This window comes from Corallococcus sp. NCSPR001, assembly GCF_017309135.1.
Taxonomy (GTDB): domain Bacteria; phylum Myxococcota; class Myxococcia; order Myxococcales; family Myxococcaceae; genus Corallococcus.
On record NZ_JAFIMS010000002.1, the window covers coordinates 4,626,439 to 4,645,444 of the forward strand.

Annotated in this window: 18 protein-coding genes; 8 read left to right on the forward strand and 10 right to left on the reverse strand. The window is 71.0% G+C overall.

Features of this window, described 5'->3' with window-relative positions; translation table 11 throughout:
• The first annotated feature begins 51 nt into the window (after positions 1-51).
• Together JYJ93_RS20925 and JYJ93_RS20930 are read left to right on the forward strand one after the other, a co-directional pair.
• Positions 52-1,710, forward strand: a complete 1,659-nt coding sequence (locus tag JYJ93_RS20925) for an iron ABC transporter permease (RefSeq protein ID WP_206793916.1) — start codon at positions 52-54, stop codon at positions 1,708-1,710.
• The gene (locus JYJ93_RS20930) at positions 1,710-2,744 is read left to right on the forward strand and encodes an ABC transporter ATP-binding protein (RefSeq protein WP_206793918.1); all 1,035 of its coding nucleotides are present in this window, start codon (positions 1,710-1,712) and stop codon (positions 2,742-2,744) included. The genes JYJ93_RS20925 and JYJ93_RS20930 overlap by 1 nt, the downstream gene beginning before the upstream one ends.
• A 3-nt stretch (positions 2,745-2,747) precedes the next feature.
• Here the strand turns inward: JYJ93_RS20930 and JYJ93_RS20935 are convergent, their stop codons facing one another.
• A complete protein-coding gene (locus JYJ93_RS20935; RefSeq protein ID WP_206793920.1) occupies positions 2,748-3,359 on the reverse strand; it encodes a pyridoxamine 5'-phosphate oxidase family protein in 612 nt (203 codons plus the stop codon).
• 118 nt (positions 3,360-3,477) lie between these two features.
• On the opposite strand from JYJ93_RS20935, the gene JYJ93_RS20940 reads away from it, so the two are divergent.
• The 3 genes from JYJ93_RS20940 to JYJ93_RS20950 are packed head-to-tail and all read left to right on the forward strand — an operon-like array spanning position 3,478 to position 5,315.
• A complete protein-coding gene (locus JYJ93_RS20940) occupies positions 3,478-3,939 on the forward strand; it encodes a carboxymuconolactone decarboxylase family protein (protein ID WP_206793922.1) in 462 nt (153 codons plus the stop codon).
• A 49-nt stretch (positions 3,940-3,988) separates the two neighbouring features.
• Positions 3,989-4,450: a carboxymuconolactone decarboxylase family protein gene (locus tag JYJ93_RS20945; RefSeq protein ID WP_206793924.1), complete on the forward strand. Its 462-nt coding sequence runs from the start codon at positions 3,989-3,991 to the stop codon at positions 4,448-4,450.
• The gene (locus JYJ93_RS20950; protein WP_206793925.1) at positions 4,437-5,315 is read left to right on the forward strand and encodes a sigma-70 family RNA polymerase sigma factor; all 879 of its coding nucleotides are present in this window, start codon (positions 4,437-4,439) and stop codon (positions 5,313-5,315) included. The genes JYJ93_RS20945 and JYJ93_RS20950 overlap by 14 nt, the downstream gene beginning before the upstream one ends.
• A gap of 6 nt (positions 5,316-5,321) precedes the next feature.
• Here JYJ93_RS20950 and JYJ93_RS20955 read toward each other — a convergent pair whose 3' ends face one another.
• Positions 5,322-6,215, reverse strand: a complete 894-nt coding sequence (locus tag JYJ93_RS20955) for a LysR substrate-binding domain-containing protein (protein WP_206793927.1) — start codon at positions 6,213-6,215, stop codon at positions 5,322-5,324.
• A 77-nt stretch (positions 6,216-6,292) separates the two neighbouring features.
• On the opposite strand from JYJ93_RS20955, the gene JYJ93_RS20960 reads away from it, so the two are divergent.
• Positions 6,293-7,516: an MFS transporter gene (locus JYJ93_RS20960; RefSeq protein ID WP_206793930.1), complete on the forward strand. Its 1,224-nt coding sequence runs from the start codon at positions 6,293-6,295 to the stop codon at positions 7,514-7,516.
• Here JYJ93_RS20960 and JYJ93_RS40635 read toward each other — a convergent pair.
• Positions 7,509-7,643: a hypothetical protein gene (locus JYJ93_RS40635; RefSeq protein ID WP_269012443.1), complete on the reverse strand. Its 135-nt coding sequence runs from the start codon at positions 7,641-7,643 to the stop codon at positions 7,509-7,511. The genes JYJ93_RS20960 and JYJ93_RS40635 overlap by 8 nt on opposite strands.
• Between JYJ93_RS40635 and JYJ93_RS20965 the strand changes: the two genes are divergently transcribed.
• Positions 7,642-8,604, forward strand: coding sequence for a class I SAM-dependent methyltransferase (locus JYJ93_RS20965; protein WP_206793932.1), 963 nt, complete (start codon positions 7,642-7,644; stop codon positions 8,602-8,604). The genes JYJ93_RS40635 and JYJ93_RS20965 overlap by 2 nt on opposite strands.
• Here the strand turns inward: JYJ93_RS20965 and JYJ93_RS20970 are convergent.
• From JYJ93_RS20970 to JYJ93_RS20985, 4 genes are all read right to left on the reverse strand, one after another.
• Positions 8,555-8,950, reverse strand: a complete 396-nt coding sequence (locus tag JYJ93_RS20970) for a hypothetical protein (protein ID WP_206793934.1) — start codon at positions 8,948-8,950, stop codon at positions 8,555-8,557. The genes JYJ93_RS20965 and JYJ93_RS20970 overlap by 50 nt on opposite strands.
• Positions 8,947-9,393 (reverse strand): hypothetical protein, encoded by a 447-nt coding sequence (locus JYJ93_RS20975; RefSeq protein ID WP_206793936.1) that lies wholly within the window; start codon positions 9,391-9,393, stop codon positions 8,947-8,949. The genes JYJ93_RS20970 and JYJ93_RS20975 overlap by 4 nt, the downstream gene beginning before the upstream one ends.
• Positions 9,394-9,474: 81 nt before the next feature.
• The gene (locus JYJ93_RS20980; RefSeq protein ID WP_206793938.1) at positions 9,475-9,936 is read right to left on the reverse strand and encodes a YdeI/OmpD-associated family protein; all 462 of its coding nucleotides are present in this window, start codon (positions 9,934-9,936) and stop codon (positions 9,475-9,477) included.
• A 15-nt stretch (positions 9,937-9,951) separates the two neighbouring features.
• Complete coding sequence (locus tag JYJ93_RS20985; protein ID WP_206793939.1) at positions 9,952-10,734, reverse strand: class I SAM-dependent methyltransferase; 783 nt, start codon at positions 10,732-10,734, stop codon at positions 9,952-9,954.
• Positions 10,735-10,902: 168 nt separating this feature from the next.
• On the opposite strand from JYJ93_RS20985, the gene JYJ93_RS20990 reads away from it, so the two are divergent.
• Complete coding sequence (locus tag JYJ93_RS20990) at positions 10,903-13,308, forward strand: ABC transporter permease (RefSeq protein WP_206793941.1); 2,406 nt, start codon at positions 10,903-10,905, stop codon at positions 13,306-13,308.
• 4 nt (positions 13,309-13,312) lie between these two features.
• Here the strand turns inward: JYJ93_RS20990 and JYJ93_RS20995 are convergent, their stop codons facing one another.
• From JYJ93_RS20995 to JYJ93_RS21005, 3 genes are all read right to left on the reverse strand, one after another.
• A complete protein-coding gene (locus JYJ93_RS20995) occupies positions 13,313-16,681 on the reverse strand; it encodes an ATP-binding protein (RefSeq protein ID WP_206793943.1) in 3,369 nt (1,122 codons plus the stop codon).
• Positions 16,682-16,860: 179 nt separating this feature from the next.
• A complete protein-coding gene (locus tag JYJ93_RS21000) occupies positions 16,861-18,168 on the reverse strand; it encodes a hypothetical protein (protein WP_269012442.1) in 1,308 nt (435 codons plus the stop codon).
• Between the two features lie 356 nt (positions 18,169-18,524).
• Positions 18,525-18,911 carry a DUF642 domain-containing protein gene (locus JYJ93_RS21005; RefSeq protein WP_206793947.1) on the reverse strand — a complete coding sequence of 129 codons (387 nt, stop codon included), beginning with the start codon at positions 18,909-18,911 and terminating at the stop codon, positions 18,525-18,527.
• Positions 18,912-19,006: the final 95 nt, after the last annotated feature.

Genomic DNA, 19,006 nt, shown 5'->3' on the forward strand with positions numbered 1-19,006 from the left:
GGGACTGGCGCACTGTGCGCTCATTCGCTCGACCCTCGATGGGGGCGCGAGATGAGGGGCCGGTGGATTGCTTTGGCCTTGTGGCTCGTGCCGCTGTTGCTCTTCGCGGTGGTTCCGGTCGTGGCGCTCCTGGTGCGGGGCGTGGGGGCGGTGACGGGGGGATTGGGTTCGGTGCTCTCGGCGGAGTCCGGGGCGCTGGTGAACACGCTGGGCATCTCTCTGGGTGCGACGGCTTGGGCGATGTGCCTGGGGGCTCCGCTGGCGTTCCTCCTGTTCCGCACGGACCTGCCCCTGCGTGGCGCGTTCACCGTGCTGTTCACGCTGCCGTCCGCCATCCCCGCGTTCATCTGGGGCATGGGGTGGCTGTCGCTCGCGAGCCCTCGCGCTGGCTACCTGAACCGCATGCTGGGCGCGGACGTGTTCGACCTCTATGGCGCGGCGGGCATCGCGTTCGTGGAGGGGCTTTCGGGCCTGCCGCTGGTGCTGCTCGCCGGGGCCGCTGCGCTTCGGCGCGTGGACCCGGCTCTGGAGGAAGCGGCTCGCATCTGTGGCGCTTCGCCGCTTCGCGCCGTGATGAGCACCACCGTGCCCCTGGTGCTGCCCGCGCTGTTGTCGGGCGCGGTGATGGTGTTCCTCATGGCCGCGTCATCCTTCGGCGTGCCGTACCTGCTGGGCGTTTCGGCGTCGCCGCCCACCCGGGTGCTCACCACGCGCATCTATGAGCTGGTGCTGCTGGGCAGCGAGGAGGGATTGCCGCGTGCGTCGGTGCTTGCTTCGTTCCTCCTGCTGCTCACGCCGCTGGCGCTGGGGCTGACGTGGTTGCTGGGCCGGAGCGGACGGGTGCGATTGAGCGCGGGGAAGGGTGTGTCTCCTCGGGTGCTCGCGCTGGGGACGTGGCGGACGGCGGCGCTCGCCGGGGTGGGCCTGATCGGTGGTGTCCTGGTGGTGCTGCCCCTGGCGGCCATCCTGCTGACTTCGCTGCAACGCAGCTTCGGCGCGGCGCTGACCTGGGACACGCTGACGCTGTCGCACTGGTCCGGCGTGCTGTGGGACGCGCGCACCCTGCGGGCCACGGGGCGCAGCGTGTTGCTCGCGGCCGGGGCGGGGCTGCTCGTGGTGGGCCTGGGCCTTTCGGCGGCGCTCCTGCGGCGGGCCTTCCGTCGCGGCGGCGCGGGCGTGGAGGCCATGGCGGTGTGGCCCTTCGCGGTGCCGGGCACCGTGCTGGCGCTCGCGCTGCTGGTGGCCTTCTCACGGGACTGGCGGCTGGTGGTGCTGGACCGCTTCGCTTTCGTGCTGGCCCTGGCGCATACGCCCTGGCTGATGCTCGTGGGCTACGCTGGGAAGTACCTGGCCCTGGGCGAACGCAACAGCTCCGAGGCCCTGGCCCAGGTGGATCCGTCGCTCGCGGAGGCTGCTCGCGTCGGGGGGGCCGGACCCGTGCGAGCGTTCGTGGACGCGACACTGCCGTTGCTTCGGCCCGCGCTCACGGTGGCGTTCGTGCTCGCGTTCCTCGCTTGCGCCACGGAGATCACCCTGTCCGTGCTGCTGGTGCCCGCGGGCTCCGAGGTGCTGGGGACCTTGCTGTTCGAATTGCAGAGCTACGCGGACCCGGCCGCCGCGGCCGTGCTGGCGTGCGCGTTCGTGGCGCTGGTGGTCGCGGGACAGGCCGTGCTCGCCTGGGCTCGGCGTCGAGTGCCGGAGGTGCGGTGATGGCGGCCATCGTCCTGGAGGATCTGGTCAAGGCGTATGGCGGGACGCCCGTGGTGCGCGGCCTGAGCCTCCACGTGGGGCAGGGCGAGCTGGTGTCGCTGCTGGGCCCTTCCGGCTGCGGGAAGACGACGACGCTGCGGATGCTCGCGGGGCTGGAGCATCCGGACGCAGGCTCCATCAAGCTGGGAGACGAAGTCGTCGCGGGTCCCGGCGTGCGCGTTCCTCCCGAGAAGCGCGGCCTGGGCATGGTGTTCCAGAGCTACGCCATCTGGCCGCATCGCAGCGTCGAGGCGAACGTCGCCTATCCCCTGGCGCTCCGGAAGGTGCCTCGCCACGAGATGGCTTCCCGCGTGCGCGAAGCCCTGCGCTGGGTGCGGCTGGAGGCCTATGCGGCGCGGATGCCGCACGAACTGTCCGGCGGACAGTTGCAGCGCGTGGCGCTCGCGCGGGCGCTGGTGGCGGGGCCTCGCGTGCTGCTGTTGGATGAACCCCTGTCGAACCTGGACGCGGCCCTGCGCGAGGAGCTGCGCGCGGAGATCGCCGCGCTGCGGGCCCGGCTGGGCACGACGCTCGTGTTCGTCACGCATGATCAGGGCGAGGCGCTGGCCCTGTCCGACCGCATCGCCGTGATGAACCGGGGCGTCATCGAACAGGTGGACACGCCGGAGCGGCTGTACCGGGAACCGGCGACGCCGTTCGTCGCGGGCTTCGTCGGAGGCGCGAACGTGCTGCGGGGCGAGGTGCGCGCGGGCGCCTTCTACTGCGCGGGGATGGAGGCCTCGTTCGACCTGCCCATGGACGCGAAGCCCGGGCCGGGGACGTTGGTCGTGCGTCCGGAGGACCTGGAGCTGGGGGAGACCGGGACGCCGCTGGTGCTGTCCGCTCGGCTGTTCCTGGGGCATGCGGCCGAATACCGCTTCCCTGTGGGCGACGCGTTCCTTCGCGTCATCGGGCCCGCCCTGGAAGGCGTGCGCGCAGGGCAGACGCTCCGCGTACGCGTGCGCAAAGCCACCGTGTTCGACGCGGGCGCTTGAGGATCAGTACAGCGTCGTCTTCACCCGGGCTGGCAGCTCTCGGTCGTACTCGCCGCCGTCGAAGTCGCTCGGGCTCAGCGCTTCGAGGATGGAGCCGGGGCTCGGGAATTCAGCGCGGGGGACTTGCCGGGCCGGGTCCCAGAGCCCGGAGCGGATCAACGCGCGGCTGCACTGGAAGAAGACCGTCTCCACGGTGATGCGCAGCACGGAGCGCGGCAGCTTTCCGTCATGGGGGAAGCGCTCCAGCATGGACGGCTCGATGACGATGCTCGCCCGGCCGTTGACGCGCAGGGTCTCGTTCACACCCGGGACGAAGAACAGCAGCGCGACGCGAGGGTCCGCCAGGATGTTCCTCAGCGAGTCCATGCGGTTGTTGCCCCGGCGGTCGGGCAGCAGCAGCGTGTGCGCGTCCTCGATGACCACGAACCCCGCGGGGTCCCCGCGAGGCGACACATCCAGCCCCTCGGGCCCGGACGTGGCGAGCACCATGAACGGCGAGCGTTCAATGAAGGGCCGGTACGCCGGATGGAGGTGGTCCACCTCCTTGAGCACGGACGACTTGCCGGGGACCCCGTACAGGCGTTCGAGCGTCTCCACATCGGTCACGGTCTTCATCCAGGGGCGCCTCCTGGGGCCTTTCTAGGCATTTTAAATGGCCATGTCACACGCGGCACCGGCTGCGTCGTCCTGGGGATGGAAGGGGACTTCACCCTCCCAGAACGAGGAACTGCACATGAAGAGCCGGATGAATGCCTTCGCGGTCGCGCCGGATGCCCTCGGCCTCATGATGGATTTCAGCAAGAAGGTGGAGGCCCTGGGGCTGGAGACGAGCCTGTGCGAGCTCGTCAAGATCCGCGCCTCCCAGATCAACGGCTGCGCCTTCTGCATCCACCTGCACACCCGCGACGCCCGCGCGCAGGGGATGACCGAGGAGCGCATCTACCTGCTGGACGGCTGGCGTGAGTCGCCGCTGTACACCGAGCGCGAGCGCGCGGCCCTGGGCTGGACCGAGGCCCTGACGCTCGTCTCGGAGACGCACGCGCCCGACGAGGACTACGCCGCGCTCAAGCCGCACTTCACCGAGGAGGAGATCGTGAAGCTGACCCTGATGATCGGCGTCATCAACATCGCGAACCGGATCATCCTTGGCTTCCGGGTCGTGCACCCGGTGACCCCTCGCAGCGAAGCCGCCTGAGCTTCGAATCGCTTTCAAAACGTTGTCCCCCCAGAACGAGGAGCTGCACATGAAGACCCGCATGAATGCCTTCGCCGTCGCGCCGGAAGCCGTCAACCTGATGCTCGAGTTCAGCAAGAAGGTGGAGGCCCTGGGCCTGGAGCCGAGCCTCCGCGAGCTGGTCAAGATCCGCGCGTCCCAGATCAACGGCTGCGCCTTCTGCATCCACATGCACACCCGTGACGCCCGTGCCCAGGGGATGAGCGAGGAGCGCATCTACCTGCTGGATGGCTGGCGCGAGTCGCCGCTGTACACCGAGCGTGAGCGGGCGGCCCTGGGCTGGACCGAGGCCCTGACGCTCGTTTCCCAGACGCACGCCCCGGATGAGGACTACGCTGCGCTCAAGCCGCACTTCACCGAAGAGGAGATCGTGAAGCTGACCCTCATGATTGGTGTCATCAACTCCTGGAACCGGTTCGCCATCGGCTTCCGGGCCATCCACCCGGTGACCGCTCGCAGTGAAGCCGCCTGATCCAAACCCTGCGGACGTCTTCGACCCGCTCCGCCCCCGGCTGCTCCGCATCGCGTACCGGATGCTGGGCATCGTCGCGGAGGCGGAGGACGTGGTGCAGGAGGCGTACTTACGTTGGCACCAGACGGACCGCGAGGCCGTGCGGGACGCCGAGGCCGTGCTCGTCCGCACGGTGACGCGCCTGTGTCTGGACGTCCTGAAGTCCGCGCGCGTCCGGCGCGAGGAGTACGTGGGGACCTGGCTCCCAGAGCCCATCATCGAGACAGTGGAGGGCGACGACTTGACGCTGACCCTGATGATGGCCCTGGAGCGCCTGTCCCCGCTGGAGCGCGCCGCGTTCCTCCTGCACGACGTGTTCGGCATGGACTTCGAGCAGGTGGCGAAGGCCCTCGACCGCGAACCGGCGGCCTGTCGCCAGCTCGCCAGCCGCGCGCGGGCCCACGTGCAGGAGGCCCGGCCCCGCTTCCCCGTGACGGAGGCGAAGGGCCACGAGCTGGCCTCGGCGTTCCATGCCGCGTCGCGGAGCGGCGACATGCAGGCGCTCCAGGCGCTGCTTGCACAGGACGCCATCATGTACGCCGACGGCGGCGGCAAGGTGAAGGCGGTCCTCAATCCCATCTACGGCCGGGAGAAGCTGCTGCGCTTCTTCGAAGGCGTGCGGCGCGTTCCGGCCGTGGGCTCGGCGCAGCTCGTGCACGAGGGCTCCATTGACGGCCTGCCCGCGTACGTCACGATGGAGCAGGACGGGCAGCTGCAGACCACGGCGTTCGCCATCGAGGATGGCCGCATCGTCGCGATCTACGTCACGCGCAACCCCGACAAGCTGAAGGGCATCCGGCGGGCGGTGGCGGGGCAGGCGTCGTAACGGCGTTCAGCTCGCGGCGAAGGATTCGCGCGCGAACTCGACGAACCGCAGCAGGGCCGGGGAGCTTCCGGCCTTGCGCCAGGCGATGACGGTGTTCGTCACCGGCGCGTCCGCCGGCAGGTCGATGAAGGTCACGCCGGAGTGGTGCTCCGTGTCGGGCGTGTGCGGCATGGGCGCGATGCCGAAGCCCGCGGAGACGAACCAGATCTTCGTCGCCACGTTCTGCGCGTACTGGCGCACCGCCGGAGCGACCCCCGCGTCACGGAGCCGGTCGAAGAACCCCGCGTAGTAGTCCGGCGGCGCGACGCCGGGCTCCACCAGGACGAGCGGTTCATCCCGCAGGTCCTTCCAGGTCACCGCCTTGCGCTTCGCGAAGGGATGCCGCGCGGGCACCGCCAGCCGGAAGGGCTCCCGGCGGATGAGGTGCGAGACGACGTCCGGCGGCATCCGCTCGCGAGGGCGCAGGATGCCCACGTCCAACGTGCCCCGTTCCAGGGCCTCCAGCTGCCACGCGGACGGATGGTTGCTCAGCTCGATGTGGACCCCGGGCACCTTCTTCTGGAAGGCGCGCAGCATCGCGGCGAACCGGGGCGTCGCGAATGACGAGATGAGGCCCAGCACCAGCACGTCCTGTTCGCCCCGGGCCTGCCGTGCCGCGTGCTCCTGGAACCGCTTCGCTCGCTCCAGGAGTTGGTGCGCTTCCGGCAGCAGCTCGCGCCCCAGCTTCGTGAGGCGCACCGCGCGGGCCTCGCGTTCGAAGAGGGCTCCGCCCAGCTCCGTCTCGAACTTGCGGATCTGCTGACTGAGCGGCGGCTGGGCGATGTGCAGCCGCTTCGCGGCCCGAGTGAAGCTGAGCTCCTCCGCGACCGCGACGAAGTACCGCAGGTGGCGCAGCTCCATGGTCCATACGCTCCAGGTCTGGACTCCAGACCCAGGATATATTGGAAGTATGGGAGGGGGAGCGCTAGGCATGTCGCATGGAGACCTCCTCCGCCACGCTCCCCGCCGCCGTGCCTCAGTCCGCGCCGTTGGATCGCCGGCTGCTGTGGACGATGACGACGGCGACGGTGCTCGCGGTGGGCAACGTCTATTACAGCCAGCCGCTCCTGGGCGTCATCGCGCGGACCTTTGGCCTGTCCGCCTCCGCCGTGGGCTCCGTGCCGATGGTGTCGCAGCTGGGCTACGTGGCGGGCCTGGTGCTCCTGACGCCGCTGGGCGACGTGCTGGAGAAGCGCGGCCTGCTGGTGACGATGCTGGGGCTCGCGGCGGCGGCGCTCTTCGCGGCGGGCCTGGCGCCCACGTTCCCCCTGTTCCTGTTCGCCTGCGTGGCCATCGGGCTGACGTCCGTGCTGGTGCAGATCCTCATCCCCTTCGTCGCGGCGCTCAGCTCGCCCGAGGAGCGGGGGAGGAACCTGGGCGTGGTGCTCAGCGCCGCGCTGGTGGGCGTGCTCATCTCCCGCACGCTCAGCGGCTTCGTGGCGACCCACCTGGGCTGGCGCGGGGTGTATTTCGCGGCCGGGGCGACGATGGTGGGGCTGGCGATGACGCTGCGGCTGGGACTGCCTCGCTACGAGTCCTCCACGCGGCTGACGTATCCGCGCCTCCTGCAATCACTGTGGACGCTGCTGCGGGACGTGCCGGGGCTGCGGGCCATCGCGCTCACGGGCGCCCTGATGTACGCGGCGCTCTCCGCGTTCTGGGCGTCGCTGGCGTTCTTCCTGAGCAGTGACGCGTACCACCAGGGGCCGGGCACGGCGGGCATGTTCGGGCTCATCGGGACGGTGGGGGCGCTCGCCGCGAACGTCACGGGCCGGCACGCGCAGCGCATTGGCGCGCGGCGGATCGTCCGGGCGTGCATCGTCACGATGCTGGCGGCCTTCGGGGTGTTCGCCGCCTTCGGCACGCTGTGGGCCGGGCTCATCGCGGGCGTGGTACTGCTGGACCTGGGGGCGCAGGCCGCCACGGTGTCCAACCAGACGGAGCTGTACCGCCTGCACCCGACCGCGCAGACGCGCCTCAACACGCTCTACAAGATGTTCTACTTCGTGGGCGGGGCCTGCGGTTCCGCGCTCTCCGCCATCTCGTGGGACCACGGGGGCTGGCGGGGCGTGTGCGCGGTGGGCGGCGGGTTCCTGGTCATCGCGTTCGTGTGGGAGCAGGTCCAGGCGCGGCGGGCGGCCGCATCGCCTGCCGTCACTTGATGGGGCCGGGCAGCTTCTGCGCGAGCGCGTCGATGGCGAGGCGCACCCGCACGGGCAGGTGCGGAGACGTGGGCAGGAAGATCGTGGTGGAGTCCCCCTGAGCCACGCGGGGTAGGGTGCGGCGCATGTCGTCGAGCTCCTCCGCCGAAAGCCCTCGCCGCTTCCACGCCGAGCCGTTGATCGTCGTCCTGCGCCACCTGGAGGCGCGGGTGTCGTCCGGGCCCGTGTCCATCGACGTGCCGGATCCGGACCTGGGCCACGGGCGCTATCCCGGGGAGCACGTGGAGGGTGGGCTCGTGCACCGGCCGCTGCGGAGCTGGTGTGACCTGGCGGAAGGGCTGTCGTGCCGACTGCGCACACCGCGCTCGGTGGACGCGACGCACGTGCGGCTCACGCTCGAGCCGCTGGGATCGGAGGCTTCGTGGCACGCGGGAGGCGGGGCGCGGACGGAGGCGCCGCAGGAGCGCTATGGCGCCGCGTCCGACTTCGCGCGCGTGCGGAAGTTCGAGGACGCGGGCTTCCTCCTGCCCTGGTTGGAGGCGGTGGGGCGGTTGGCGCTGTCACCGGGCGCGAGGCTCCTGGACCTGGGCGTCAACCGGGGGGATGAGCTGGCGGCCTTCGCGGAGGTGGAGGGCATCCGCTTCGTCGGCGTGGACCACAGCGCGAGCGCGTTGGAGGAGGCACGGGCGGCGTTTCCGGATCCGCGCCATGCATTCATTCAGGCGGACCTGAACGCGCTGCCCTCGGACCTGGGCCGCTTCGACGCGGTGGTGTCGGTGGGCACGTTGCAGAGCCCGGGCGTGGATGACCGGGCGCTCCTGCGCAAGCTGGTGCAGGAGCACCTGGAGCCCAAGGCCTCGCTGGTGCTGGGCTTCCCCAACTCACGCTTCCGCGACGGAGAGGTCGTGTACGGCGCGCGCGTGCGCAACCTGCGCGAGCCCGACCTGTCGCTGCTGGTGAAGGACCTGTCCTTCTATCGCCGCTACCTACACCAGCACGGCTTCCGCACGTTCCTAGGCGGCAAGTACGACCTGCTGCTCACGGCGGTGAGAGGTCAGGCCTTCGGTTCGGGTGACGAAGACACCTGAGGAGGGGGTTCACGTACCAGGTGAGCGACGACAGCCCGAGGATGCACGCCGCGCAGCCGACCCAGAACGCCTTGCGGTCCGCACCCGCGAGGAGCAGGACAAAGGCCAGGGCCAGCAGGAGGTTCGCGTACCAACCGAACTGGAACATGAACGCGCCCAGCCACCCCAGGAGCAGCAGCACCATGCCCCACAGATGCTCCTCGGCACGCTGGCCCGTGTTGAACACAGTCATCGCGGGCGTCGCGCAGGCGAGCACGAAGAGCAGGGCCGATGCACCACAGGCGATGAGGCGTGTGCGCTGCTGGGATTGGGCGTGCGCGGAAGTCGCTGGCCGGGGCGAGGTCATCGGGAAGGGGACTTTTGAAGGAGGAGCGCCGTAACAGGGACGATCAACAGGCTGGCCATCCAGACATAGAAGCCGATGGCGGTCCCCTGCACGTCGGAGCGGTAGGCGCCCATCCCGAAGATCGAAGACAGCCCGAGGATGCACGCCGCACCGCCGAACCAGAACGCCTTCCGGTCCTTCCCCAGCCCAAGCATGAAGAGCGCCACGAGCAGCAGGGGATTGGCGAACCAACCGAAGTTCCCCGAAACCACGGCCGTGATGCCGATGAGCAGCAGGAACGCCCCATTCGTCGCCGAGTCTCCCCCGCCGTGCGGAGTGCGTGTAATCAGCGCGGGCAGGAAACAGGCGATGACGTAGAGCCCGATCGACACACCACAGGCGGTGATGCGTGCGTTCGAGTCGTCAACGCCGCGGGCAGGACGTGCCGGGATGGATGAGGCCATGCGGGTGGAGGCTACTTCAGCCTTGATCCGGTCCGCATGAGCGCCCCAGGTTGCCGCTAGCAGACACTGTCTGCGTGAAGGTCACGCCTTGGCCACCTTGGCGCGCAGCTTCTCCAGGGTCTGGGCCAGGCGACGGGCGCGGGTCTCTTCTTTCTTCGCTTCAGTGAGCGCCTTCACGAACTCCTTGCGGTGCGTGAACGCGAGCTTCGTGAACACGTCCCGCAACTCCGGCTCCGCGTCCAGCGCACGCTGGAGATCCTCCGGCACCTCGAGCTCCCGAGGTGCCGTGTCCCGCTCCAGCGTGATGCTCAGGGTCGCGCCGTCCTCGACGCCCGCGGCCTCGCGCACGTCCTTGGTGAAGCCCAGGTAGGTGATGCCTCCGTACACCATCAACCGGCTGCGGAAGGGCTGCCCGTTGACGGTGCCCACCACGGGGGGCCGTGCCTCGCCGTAGGCCTCCTTGCTGTCGAACGGACAGCGCACGAACCGGCCTCCCTGGTCGTTGGCCACTTCGAGCTTCGCCTTGAACTTGCGCACGGCCATCCGTGGATCCCCGTCCTACGGCTTGACGAACTTCAGCGCGAACCGGTCGCTCGTGCCCCGGCGCTCACCCGCGGCTCCAGGACTGGAGCTCCAGTCGCGCGTGTCCTCCGGATTGCGCCAGGTGTTGCTCTCGTCCTGGAGCTTGAAGCCCGCGGCCTGCACCTCGTCGCGCACCAGCTGCTCGTCGATGCGGTGCAGCGTCTGGCCCTCCGTGATGCCCGTGCCCGGCTTCGCGCTGGAGTCGAGGATGACGTACACGCCACCCGGCTTGAGCGCCTGGAACACCGCCGCGTTCATCTTCGCCCGGTCCACGCCCAGCCATCCCGTGTCGTGGTAGATGATGTGGCTCACCACCGCGTCCAGCGTGCCGTTCAGCTCGGGCGGGAACGGCGCGTCCAGCTCGCCATCCAGGCGCACCACGTTCTGGTTCACCGGCCGCGCCAGCCGCTCCTGCCACGGCTTCGCCGCGAACTTCTCCAGTATGACGCTGGGGTTCTCGCCGTACACCTTGCCCTCGGGCCCCACCGCGCGCGCCAGCAGCTCCGTGGTGTAGCCGCCGCCCGCCATCAGCTCCGCCACGTGCATGCCGGGCTTCACGCCCACGAAGTCCAGCAGGGCCGCGGGATGCCGGCCCGCGTCCAGCTTGCGGTCCGCCTCCGGGCGGTCCGGCGCGTCCACCAGCGCCTGCGAGGACACGGCCGCCGCCTGCGCCTGGGGGGAGGACGCCGGAGCCGTGGGCGTCGAGTGGGAACAGCCCGCGAGGGCCAGGAACGATGCCGCCATCAGTGCGTTTCGCATGCGCGATCCATATCGCCCATGCTCGCGCCTGCCTTCCGAAAAAGAGGGCCGCTGTCCGCTTGCGGGACGCCACGTGCCACCAGCGGACACCGCGCCTCCGACCCGGGGGCCCGCCGACCCACGGGGCGGCCGTGGCGCTAGAGTTGCAGCCCGCCCCGGACCGACACCATGTCCCAGCTCCTCCAAGACGTCCGCCTGTCACTGCGCCGGATGCGCCGCGAGCCCGTGTTCACCACGGTGGTCGTGGCCACGCTCGCGCTCGCCATCGGGGCCACCACCGCGGTCTTCAGCCTCGTGTACCAGGTGCTGCTCAAGCCCCTGCCGTACCCCGAACCGCAGGAGCTGCTGCGCCTCTATCAATCCACGCCGCAGCGCGAGCGGGGCGGGGTGGCGTACTCGTACCTCCATGCGTGGAGCGAACGCCCCGGCGCCTTCCAGGCCATCGAGGGTGTCACCGCGATGGACTACACGCTGACCGGTCCGGGCGCGGCGCAGCGGGTGCGCGCGGGGCTCGCGACCCCGGGCCTGTTATCCATGCTGGGCGTGCGGCCCGAGCGGGGACAGGACTTCGGACCGGAGTCCCCGGTGCCCGGGCGCGACCAGAGCGTGCTCGTGTCCCACGCCTTCTGGTGGAGCCACTTCGGTGGACGCGCGGACGTGGTGGGCCAGACGCTCACGCTGGATGGCGCACCTCACGTCGTCCAGGGCGTGCTGCCCGCGTCGTTCCGCTTCTGGCCGGGCGTGGACCTGTGGAAGTCGCTGCCCCCCGCGCCGCCAGGTCAGGCCTCGGAGGAGCTCTACCTGCGCGGCGTGGGCCGGTTGCGGCCGGGTGTCCCGCTGGAGCGCGCCCGCGCGGAGCTGGAGGAGCACTCGCGAGCCTGGGCCGCGACGATGGGCGGGACGGAGGCGGTGCCCGGGGTGCGGCTGGTGCCGTTGCATCAACAGGTGGTGGAGACCTCGCGCGAGCAACTGTGGCTGCTGGCCGGAGTGATGGCGTTGGTGCTGTGCGTGGCGTGCGCCAACGTGGCGAACCTGCTGCTCGCGCGCGCCAGTGCCCGCGAGCGCGAGGTGGCGGTGCGCGCGGCGCTGGGCGCGGACCGGGGACAGTTGGTGCGGCAGTTCCTGGTGGAGAGCGCGGTGCTGGCCCTGATGGGCGGCGCGGTCGGCCTGCTGCTGGCGCTGTGGGGGATGGACCTCCTGCGCGTGTTCGTCCCCGGGGAGGTGGTGTCGCCAGAGGAGCTCCGGCTGGAGCCGCACGTGCTCGCCATCGCGGCGGGCCTGTCCCTGACGACCAGCGTCCTCTTCGGCCTGGTGCCCGCGCTGCGCGCATCCCGCGCCGAGGCGAAGGGGGCGCTCGGAGGGCTTCGCGGAGGGAAGGGCGCGACCGGGCCGATGCGGGCGCGGGCCGTGCTGGTGGTGGCGCAGGTCGCGCTGGCGCTCGTGCCGCTGGTGGGCGCGGGCCTGATGCTGCGCACGCTCCACGCGCTTCACGCCGTGGCGCCGGGCTTCGACCCGCGCGGCGTCAGCGCGATGGACCTGTCCTTCCCCCGCGAGGCCTACGGGCAGGATGACCCCCGGCGCCGGCGGGTGAGCGCGGAGCTGCTGGCGCGGGTGCGGGCGTTGCCGTCGGTGCGGTCGGCGGGGCTGGCCAGCACGCTGCCGTTGTGGAACCGCAACGGCTTCAGCGCGGTGGTGCTCCCGGGTGAGACGGAGCAGGAGGCCCAGGCTCGCGAAGCGGTCAACTTCCGCGCGGTGAGCGACGGGTACTTCGCCACGCTGCGCATCCCGCTGAAGGAGGGCCGCGACGTGAGCCGCGCGGATGGCGCGGGCGCGGCGCCGGTGATGGTGGTCAACGAGACCTTCGCGCGGCGCTTCCTGCCGAAGGGCTCCGCGCTGGGCCAGCGCGCGCGGCTGACGCTCGACGGCGAGCCGTTCCGGGAGGTGGTGGGCGTGGTGGGGGACGTGCACCACGCGAGCCTCGCGGAGGAGCCGCGCGCGGAGGTGTACCTGCCCATGGATCAATTCGAGGGCCTGTTCATGGTCCTCGCCGTGCGCGCCAGCCGGGACTCGCAGGCGCTGCTGCCCGCGCTGCGCGAACAGCTTCGCGCGGTGGATCCCCATCTGCCGTGGGTCCAGGTGCGCGACCTGGAGGCCGTGGTGGAGGAGAGCCTGGGCCGCACGCGCGTGATGAGCGGCCTGCTCACGGCCATGGCGGTGCTCGCGCTGACGTTGGCGGGCGTGGGGCTGTACGGCGTGCTGGCGTACACGGTGAGCCAGCGCACGCGCGAGCTGGGCATCCGCATGGCGCTGGGCGCGACGGAGCGGCAGGTGCTGTGGCTGGTGGTGGGGCAGGGGCTGCGGCTGGCGGCCATTGGCGTGGGGGTGGGGCTCGTGGGGGCGGCGGCGCTCGCGCGCGGCCTCGCGGGGATGCTCTACGGCGTGGGCGCGCTGGACGCCCTGACCTTCGGGGGCGTGCCCCTGCTGCTGGGCGCGGTGGCGCTCGTGGCCAGCTGGCTGCCCGCGCGCCGCGCGCTGCGCGTGACGCCCGCCATCGCGCTCCGGGCGGACGAATAGGGCCTCAGGAAACGGTATCGTAGGCGGGGGGCGCCTCCCTCGGCAGGCGGACCGTGAACGTGGTTCCGTCCGCTTCGCTGGAGGCCGCGCTCACGTGGCCTCCGTGCGCGCGCGCCACCTGCTGCACGATGTAGAGCCCCAGCCCCACGCTGCGCGAGGAGCGGCCTTCGTCCTGAGGGCCGCGCCGCATGGCCTGGAAGAGGGTGGGCAGCATCTCCGGCGGGATGGGGCGGCCCCGGTTGTGGACCTCCAGCACCAGGTTGTCCCCCTCCTCGCGCGTGGACACGCGCACCGTGGAGCCCGGCTCGCTGTAGCGAAGGGCGTTGGTGACCAGGTTCTGCACCACCTGGCCCAGCCGCTCCTCGTCCCAGGAGCCCAGGCCGTCGCCCTGGGCGTCCAGGAGCACCTGCCGCTCCGGGAACGCCACCTGGACCTCCTCCAGCGCGTGGCGCGTGGCCTCGTGGAAGTCCATGCGGCGGCGGTGCACCGGCAGCCCTCCACCCAGCCTCGCCTGGGTCACGTCCAGCAGGTCGCGGATGAGGCGGTTCGCGCGCTCGGCGCTGCTGATGATGCGGCCGGTGTTCTTCGTCGCGCGCTCTCCCAGATCGTCGCGCTTCAGCAGGGCGTTCGCCGACAGGAGGATGGCGTTGATGGGGCTGCGCAGGTCGTGGCTGACGATGCCGATGAGCTGCTGTTCGAACTCCCGCTGCTCCCGCGCCTCCGCCTCGCGCCGGTGGCGTTCGGTGATGTCGCGGCTCACCGTGGCGATGCCGATGTCCTCGCCCGTCGCGGCATCGCGCAGCATGAAGAAGTTGTAGTGCACGGGCACCGCCGCCCCGGTGCGGAAATGCCGGAGGCGGAACTCGCCGTCCCAGCGCCCGCGCTCGCGCAGCCTGGGCAGGATGACCTCGCGCACGTAGGAGCGGTCCTCCTCCAGGAAGTAGTCGAAGAGGTGCGTGCGCCGCACCGCCTCCGGCCCCTCCAGCCCCAGCATCCGCTGGCCCGCCTCGTTGACGAACAGCGCCCGTCCGTCCGGCCCACCAATGCCGATGAGGTCCGAGGATTGCTCCACCACCGCGATCAGCTTCTCGCGCTCCCGCTCCGCCTGACGCTGCTCCCGGCGCGCCCGCGCCGCCACGAGGTTTCCCTCCACGCGCGCCAGCAGCTCCCGCGCGGAGAACGGCTTCACCAGGTAGTCGGTGGCGCCCATGCGCAGGCCCTCCACCGTGGCCTCCTCGCCGGCGCGCGCGGACAGCAGGATGACGGGCACGTGTGCCGTCGCCGGGTCCTCGCGCAGCCGCCGCAGGAGCCCGAAGCCATCCAGCTCCGGCATCATCACGTCGCTGACGACGAGGTCCGGCATCCGGGCCCGGCACGACTCCAGCGCCTGCTGTCCGTTCTCCGCGAGCGTCACCTCGAAGCGGTCCGCGAGCAGCGACCGCACATACGCGCGCATGTCCGCGTTGTCGTCCGCGAACAGGATGTGGCCGCCCACGGTCCTCGTGAGGGGAGCGGGGGCCGTGCCACTCGCGAGCATGGTCGGCGTGCCCTCTGGCCCCATCCAGCCGGACGCCTCCTCCAGGAACGCCGCGGCGGTCGCGCTCGCCGGAACGTGCGCGGGCGTGGACGTATCCCCGACAGGGGCGGCCATGGAGGTCCCCTCCGCGGGCAGCGTCACCGTGAACGTGGTGCCCTGGCCCAGGTGGCTCTCCGCCCGCACGTCGCCGCCATGCAGGCGAACCAACTCCCGCACCAGCGCGAGCCCGATGCCGCTGCCCTCGTAGCTGCGCCCCTTCGCGCCCTGCACGCGGTGGAAGCGGTCGAAGATGCGCGGCAGTTCCTCCGGAGGGATGCCCGTGCCGGTGTCCGCCACGCGCAGCACCACCTGCGCTTCGTGCGAGCGCAGGCTCACGCGGATGCCGCCCTGGTGCGTGAACTTGAACGCGTTGGAGATGAGGTTGAGGACGATCTTCTCCCACTGATCCGGCTCCACCTTCACCGGGTGCGGCAGCGGGGGGCAGTCCACGTCCAGCGTCAGGCCCGCGCGCTCCACGGTGGAGCGGAAGCCGCTGGCGAGCCCGCGGGTGAGCGCGGCCAGGTCGGTGGGCACCGCGGTCGTGTGCAGGTGGCCCGCTTCGATGCGGGAGAACTCCAGCAGCGTGTTGACGAGCTTGAGCAGCCGCAGGCCGTTGCGGTGCACCGTCCGCTGCCGTTCGAGCTGCCGGGGGCCGAGCGGCTCCAGCGCATCCTGGAGGCCGTCCTCCACCGGCCCCAGCATCAGCGCCAGCGGCGTGCGGAACTCGTGGCTCACGTTGCTGAAGAAGTCCGTCTTCGCGCGATCCAACGCGGCCAGGGCGTCGGCGCGGCGGCGTTCCTCCTCGCGAGCGCGGGCCTGCGAGATGGCGGTCGTCACGCCCCGGGCCAGCAGCTCCAGGAAGCCCTGGTACTTCGCATCGAACGCCAGCCGGCGGCTCAGCCCGGTGATCAGGAAGCCCGCGGGCCGCGCATGTCCCACGCGCGGCAGGGGCTGCACCCACGCGGACGCCGTTCCCTCCGGCCACGGGCCCACCGCGACGGTGCCTGACGCTCCGGGCAGCTTCTCCCAGAGGAAGGCCGCGCCGGTGCTCGCGGAGGCGCCCAGGGGCCAGGCCGCGCTCGCCTCGCCCTCCGGGAGGGGCAGCGACCCGGGAGCGAGCGCATCTCCCGCGGCGAGCCCGCTCGTCCCGGCGAGCCTCGCGGTGCCGGTGGCGTCATCCACCACGTAGAGCAGGGCGAAGGGCACGTCGAGCGGCGCCGCGGCGATGACGCGCATGGCCTCACGGCAGGCCTCGTCCGTGGTGGCCCGGTCCGCGGTGGAGGCGCCCAATTCGCGCAGCATGTCGAGCCGCCGCGTGCCCACCACCTGTCCGGTGGTCTCCGTGAGCGCCGCGAAGATGCCCGCCACATCGCCGGACTCGTCGCGCACGGGCGAGTGGCTGTAGGTGAAGTAGCACTCCTCGACGAAGCCGTTGCGGTCGAGCGGCATCATCAAGTCCGTGACGAAGATGGCCTCGCCGGTCTGGCGGATGCGCTCCCAGCCGGGGCCCAGCATGTGCCAGACCTCCGGCCAGGTGACGGCCGCGGCCTGTCCCAGGGCGGCGGGGTGCTTCGTGCGTCCGCAGATGGGCCGGTACGCGTCGTTGTAGAACTGGACGAACTCCGGACCCCACGCGACGTACAGCGGATAATCGGACGCGAGCACGATGCCGACGGCCGTGCGCAGCGACTGGGGCCACGTCTCCACCGGGCCCAGGGGCGTCTTCGGCCAGTCCACCTGCCGAAGCAGGGCGCCACACGCGCCACCTCCTCGCAGGATGTCGTCCACCGCGCTCATGTGCCTCCATGCCCAGGCGCGTCTTCATCGCCGGGTCATGGAACTTCGGGTTTTCGCCGTCGGATGGCCAGTCGGCCCGGAGGGAGCCCCGGCGAAACGTGCATCGATGAACGGCGCGGCGCCTGGAGGGTGACCAGGCGAGCGCCCGCGGATGTCTTCACGGGGATGGATCAGCTTGGTCAGGCGACCTCGTGCGCGGTCCGGGCCCAGCGCACCCCCTGCAAACCCAGGCTCCGCGTCTCGGCCTCCATCAGCGCGCCGTACTGTTCATCCACCCATTGGCGGAAGTAGGCGTCCGGTGCCGCGAGCACCAGGTGTCCGTCCTCCAGTCCCACCGCGCGGGCCTTGCCCAGCCACGACAGCGCATACCGCTTGCCCTGCGCGCGCACTCCTTCCAGGCATGCACTCCAGACGCGAGCCGCTTCCGTGGACGCGCCCTCATCCGTGGCAGGTCCGCCGGATGTTTCGGAGTCCACCTCCGCACCGTCCTCCAGGGGCGGGACGTAGCGCGTCCACACCCGGGGCGAGCAGAACGCGATCACCGTGCCGGGGGGCTGCCGGGCGCGGCCCCAATCGGATTGAAGATAGCCCTGGCAGGCCGCGTGGAGCCGGGACTCGTCGCCGTCCACGCCGCGCAGCGCCTGGGCGTACCAGTCCGCCCATCCGGCGGGCGGCTTCTCGCGGGGAACGCCGCGGAAGGTCCGTGCGCGGGCGTCCTGGAAGGTGTCGAAGAAGGCCGCCGCGCGGGCCGCCAGGGTGGGGGCGGGGAGCGGGCGTCCGGCGTCCGGGGACGGCGCGGCGGTGTCCTCGCGGGGCGGCGTGGCGGGGACCAGGTGCGTGCCGGGGAGGGAGAGCTGGATGGGGTCCTGCTCCGCGTCCGGGGGCGTGTCCTCGACCGGGATGAGCGCCACGGGGGCCAGGTGCGCCGCGAGCGGGGGCGCGGTTTCCAGTTCATCCAGGCCGGCAGCAGCAGAGGAAGATCTCTTTTTCTCCTTCTCCCTTCTGTTTCTGGGCGAGGACGTCCCGGACGTGTCCCGAGGACGTCCGGCGGACACATCCATGCCCTTCGCGGCGGCCCGCTCCCTCCGTTTGCGCTCCGCCTCCTTCTTCCGCTTGTCGAGCACCCCGACGTAGCGATCGCAGAGCGTGAGGCGCACGCCGTCCTCTTCACGGATCAGGAGGCGGGCCTGGAGGAGGGCGGACCAGAAGGCGCCGGGGGTGCCCGTCCAGCGGACGGCGGACTCCAGCGCTTCGATCCACACGGCTTCGTCCAGGGACGCGTCCCACGCCTGTCCGCCGGACGTGTCCGCGGACGGTCCGAAGGACACGAAGCGCCCTTCAGGCAGGGCCTGCACGGCCCAGATCTGCAGCTCCACCATCGCGCCCAGGAACGCGCGCCGCTCCATGCCCAGCGCACGCGCGGCGCCGATCACCGCGAGGCTCATGGGGAAGCCCACGTCCACCTGCACCCAGTCCAGACCCGCCACGTCCACGCCTCCCAGCCCGGACGCCACCGCGCGCCCGGTCCCGTGCCCTGGTGCCTGCTGCTACGGGCGTCCGTCCCTGCCCGATGCCGTGGGTCGTCCCCCGGTCCGCTGATCCCGCGTTGATCGCGGCGGCCCGGCCGGAAGCCGGACGCCACACGAGCGCAGGAGGTGGGACGGGGGCGGGGGATGATCCACGGACCCGCGATCTGTGTCGTGAGGTCCGAACCGTCTACCCCTTGGGTTCTCCAGCGGACGTCAAATTTTTGGACGCTACAGGGCGCTACAGGAAAAGGGCCGCCGCCCCACGAAAGCGGAGCGGCGGCCCAAGGCCCGTATGGATCAGCCGACCGCGTGCATCACGGCCCGTTCACCTGGAGGTTGTCGATGGCGTAGCCAGCGCCGACGACGGTGGGCACGTCCTGGTACAGGGATCCCGCGCCCAGGCCATTGAGGTCAATGGACTGCACGCCGTTCTGCGGCGTCTTGTACGTGTTCTTCATCACCTTGATGCCGCTGGTGATGGTCCAGCCCGGCAGCGCGGTGCTCCCGGCGTTGAGGACCACGTCGTTGAAGTTGCCGATGGCGTTGTTCTCGAAGCTGCCGTTGGTGGCGACGTTGATGCCCTGCTCGACGTTGCCGAGCTCGGGCTCGTGGATCACGGCATCCGGGCCCCCACAGCCCATCAGCGCGAAGATGCCAAAGCCCACCACCGCGCTGCGACGCAGCACTTGCTTGCCATTCATATGATGTGATTCCCCCTGAGTTGTGTTTCACCCGCGCGTCGTGCAACGGGTGAAACACATCACGCGTGGTCTCACTTGAAGTATGTTGATTTCAC

Excerpts from the sequence above, each read along its gene's own strand:
- JYJ93_RS20925 (WP_206793916.1), top strand. The coding sequence starts at position 52 with ATGAGGGGCCGGTGGATTGCTTTGGCCTTGTGGCTCGTGCCGCTGTTG.
- JYJ93_RS20930 (WP_206793918.1), top strand. The coding sequence starts at position 1,710 with ATGGCGGCCATCGTCCTGGAGGATCTGGTCAAGGCGTATGGCGGGACG.
- JYJ93_RS20935 (WP_206793920.1), bottom strand. The coding sequence starts at position 3,359 with ATGAAGACCGTGACCGATGTGGAGACGCTCGAACGCCTGTACGGGGTC.
- JYJ93_RS20940 (WP_206793922.1), top strand. The coding sequence starts at position 3,478 with ATGAAGAGCCGGATGAATGCCTTCGCGGTCGCGCCGGATGCCCTCGGC.
- JYJ93_RS20945 (WP_206793924.1), top strand. The coding sequence starts at position 3,989 with ATGAAGACCCGCATGAATGCCTTCGCCGTCGCGCCGGAAGCCGTCAAC.
- JYJ93_RS20955 (WP_206793927.1), bottom strand. The coding sequence starts at position 6,215 with ATGGAGCTGCGCCACCTGCGGTACTTCGTCGCGGTCGCGGAGGAGCTC.
- JYJ93_RS20960 (WP_206793930.1), top strand. The coding sequence starts at position 6,293 with ATGGAGACCTCCTCCGCCACGCTCCCCGCCGCCGTGCCTCAGTCCGCG.
- JYJ93_RS20965 (WP_206793932.1), top strand. The coding sequence starts at position 7,642 with ATGTCGTCGAGCTCCTCCGCCGAAAGCCCTCGCCGCTTCCACGCCGAG.
- JYJ93_RS40635 (WP_269012443.1), bottom strand. The coding sequence starts at position 7,643 with ATGCGCCGCACCCTACCCCGCGTGGCTCAGGGGGACTCCACCACGATC.
- JYJ93_RS20970 (WP_206793934.1), bottom strand. The coding sequence starts at position 8,950 with ATGACCTCGCCCCGGCCAGCGACTTCCGCGCACGCCCAATCCCAGCAG.
- JYJ93_RS20975 (WP_206793936.1), bottom strand. The coding sequence starts at position 9,393 with ATGGCCTCATCCATCCCGGCACGTCCTGCCCGCGGCGTTGACGACTCG.
- JYJ93_RS20980 (WP_206793938.1), bottom strand. The coding sequence starts at position 9,936 with ATGGCCGTGCGCAAGTTCAAGGCGAAGCTCGAAGTGGCCAACGACCAG.
- JYJ93_RS20985 (WP_206793939.1), bottom strand. The coding sequence starts at position 10,734 with ATGCGAAACGCACTGATGGCGGCATCGTTCCTGGCCCTCGCGGGCTGT.
- JYJ93_RS20990 (WP_206793941.1), top strand. The coding sequence starts at position 10,903 with ATGTCCCAGCTCCTCCAAGACGTCCGCCTGTCACTGCGCCGGATGCGC.
- JYJ93_RS20995 (WP_206793943.1), bottom strand. The coding sequence starts at position 16,681 with ATGAGCGCGGTGGACGACATCCTGCGAGGAGGTGGCGCGTGTGGCGCC.
- JYJ93_RS21005 (WP_206793947.1), bottom strand. The coding sequence starts at position 18,911 with ATGAATGGCAAGCAAGTGCTGCGTCGCAGCGCGGTGGTGGGCTTTGGC.